Source organism: Mesotoga sp. HF07.pep.5.2.highcov, from assembly GCF_003666285.1.
Taxonomy (GTDB): Bacteria; Thermotogota; Thermotogae; order Petrotogales; family Kosmotogaceae; genus Mesotoga; species Mesotoga prima.
Genome location: NZ_JFHJ01000352.1, coordinates 1 through 1,777, shown reverse-complemented (window position 1 = coordinate 1,777; position 1,777 = coordinate 1). Strand labels below are relative to the sequence as shown.

The 1,777-nt window shown below is 42.7% G+C and carries 2 protein-coding genes and 1 pseudogene; 1 reads left to right on the top strand and 2 read right to left on the bottom strand.

Features of this window, described 5'->3' with window-relative positions:
* A partial coding sequence (locus tag BG32_RS15820; protein WP_147434880.1) for an MFS transporter occupies positions 1-194 on the bottom strand: 194 nt, incomplete at its 3' end.
* A 70-nt stretch (positions 195-264) separates the two neighbouring features.
* Between BG32_RS15820 and BG32_RS07605 the strand changes: the two genes are divergently transcribed.
* A complete protein-coding gene (locus tag BG32_RS07605; RefSeq protein WP_121526642.1) occupies positions 265-1,191 on the top strand; it encodes a glycerophosphodiester phosphodiesterase family protein in 927 nt (308 codons plus the stop codon).
* A gap of 127 nt (positions 1,192-1,318) precedes the next feature.
* Here BG32_RS07605 and BG32_RS07600 read toward each other — a convergent pair.
* Positions 1,319-1,777: pseudogene (locus BG32_RS07600) on the bottom strand (ABC transporter ATP-binding protein); the annotation flags it as partial.

The window sequence follows — 1,777 nt, the reverse complement described above, 5'->3', positions numbered from 1 at the left end:
TTGTCATAACCGAATTTACCGCTGAGTTTAAACCATAACGGACTCGAGACCAGAGAGACGACGGGCAGCACCGCCATAAGGATGCCGATTTTCGTTGGAGAAAAACCGGAAATATCAAAGTATTGGCTGAGAAGGTTTTTTGTGGCCAAACTCGAGTAAATCAAGGCTTCAAAGAAGAGAATACCTGGGTTCAATGCGATCTCCTTCCGAATGACTAGTAGATTATACAACCAATAATTCAAAACTGTTAACTGGAGTGTGATTATGAAGATTATTACAAGAATTCTTTTGATTACTGTTTTCCTTGCCGTCTCCACAGCATTTTATTCAACCGGCAATTTTGATGTTCAGGGTCATCGCGGCTGTAGAGGACTTATGCCGGAGAACACACTGGCAGCTTTCAGTTTTGCTATGGAACTGGGCGTGGACACAATCGAGCTAGACACTGTGGTAACGAGAGATGGCGTCGTAGTTATCAATCACGACCCGTACCTAAACCCTGAACGTACTAGAAAAGACGGGGAGTTCATCAGCGAATCTGTTCTTATCAAGAATCTGACCTTTGAGCAGCTAAAAGGATTCGACGTTGGTAGTATCAGAGAACCCGACAAATGGCCTCAACAAAAGCAACTGGATGGAGAAAGAATTCCATCCCTTGAGGAAGTTCTTTCTCTGATAAAAGTGCATAACAACAGTCACGCAAAACAAATAAAAGTAAATATTGAAATAAAGCACTACCCTCAGAGGCCCGAAGACACAATAGATCTAACGGAACATGTTCGGAAAGTTCTTGAGATAGTCTACGAAAAAGGGTTCGAACGACTATGTACAATACAGTCCTTTAACTGGGAAGCACTGAAGATCTCCAAGGAGCTTCAACCTTCTGTTGAGACCGCCGCACTTGTATCGAGTACAAACCTTGACAAAACTGTCTGGACAGCAGGTTTGAGATTGAAGAACTTCGGGTTTGATATTGGAAAGATGCTTGCCACCACTGGATGTAATATTATTTCTCCCAACTATAACTTAATGAGTGATGGTTGGGTGAGGAGCGCTCATCAATCTGGAATGAAAATCATTCCCTGGACAGTAAATGAACGGGATGAGATGGAGAGATTGATCGGCCTTGGTGTTGACGGAATCATAACCGATTATCCAGACAGGCTTTTGGAAGTTGTTTCAAACCAATAGAAAAGCCTTTCTCCTTGAGAAAGGCCTCTCATAAAAACGTTTTACACATCACCAATACTGATTATACAACATTTCAAAGGATATTAGCCCTAACTATAGTGAACAAAGGCAAAGCAACACTCTGCGTTTACAGATCAAATGATTTCGTAATTTCAAGTGTAATCGAGTCCATATCTCGACACTCAAGAGGAAGCAACAAGGTCACATACTCACCCCGTATTCTGCCGTTACATATAATGCGCTTTGAATCGTAGGGGCCACAGTGTTCCGGTATGAACTCCTCACCGAACTCTGACAAAATAACATCCTCAGGCCTGAATACATTGTCACCCACTCTGTTGATACCCATTGTAGAGAAGAGTTCCATAACAAAGAGCGAGTTCGGTTCATCATAAACCTCTCTTGGTGGCCCTTGCTGAACTACATTTCCGTTGTCCATCACATATACTCTATCTGCGACTGCCAACGCATCTTCGGGATCGTTCAAAACAATTAAAACCGACTCCCCCAGTGCCATCAACAAACGTTTCATTGTGGACCTCAGTTCAGTTCTGATCTTCTTGTCGAGTCTTTCAAAAGGCTCATC